At 78.5% G+C, this 655-nt stretch carries 1 protein-coding gene; it reads right to left on the bottom strand.

The window, feature by feature from the left end; translation table 11 throughout:
* Positions 1-655: ThiF family adenylyltransferase (locus LCE31_RS40100; protein WP_225023251.1), on the bottom strand; the 655-nt coding region annotated here is incomplete at both ends.

The following is a 655-nucleotide window of genomic DNA, read 5'->3' as shown; positions in this document are numbered from 1 at the left end:
CGCCCACCCCCTCTGTCCTTCCCCCGGCGCCGCACCGGCAGCCCGAATGGGGTGCGATCCCCTCGGATCGCCAGTCGAGCAGCGGCAGCGACACCTCCCAGCGCGTGCCCGTGCTCGTCGGCAGTTCCCCGTCGAGGAACGAGAGGGCGTGTGCCGCCGCCAACCCGGCCACCAGAGCGGCGAGCGGGCCGTCGCACGCCGTCACCGAACGCGCGGCGCGCCCGGAGCGCCACTGCGCGAGCATGGCGGGCCCGTCGGGGTCCGCGTCCGCCTCGGCCAGCAGCAGGCAGCCCGCGCACGCCGTGCCGCCCGGCAGTACCAGCGGCCCGACGAAACCTGTGGCTTCGATCACCCCGGCGAACAGATGGGGAATCCCGGCCGCGACCCACGGCTCGGCCACCGCGGGCTCCGGGCGGTAGGCCGCCAGCCCGTCCCTCGGCGCCACCACGATCAGCGACAGCGGCATGCCGTCCGCGGGGGCGGACGCGCGCGGCGCGGCGCCCGGTGCCGAGTCCCGTACCAGCCGGGTCGCCGCCGCGGCCCTGCGCTCGCCGACGGAGGACGCGGGCAGCCCGCCCGGCGCCACGTCCCACGCCTCCACCGAGCCGCCGTCCTGCACCTCCACGCCACCGACCCCGGCCGCCGCGAGCGTGGC

The organism is Streptomyces sp. 8L (genome assembly GCF_020176795.1).
In the GTDB taxonomy this organism is placed as follows: Bacteria; Actinomycetota; Actinomycetes; order Streptomycetales; family Streptomycetaceae; genus Streptomyces.
The sequence above is the reverse complement of the archived record's forward strand: the minus strand, read 5'-3'. Positions and strand labels throughout refer to the sequence as shown.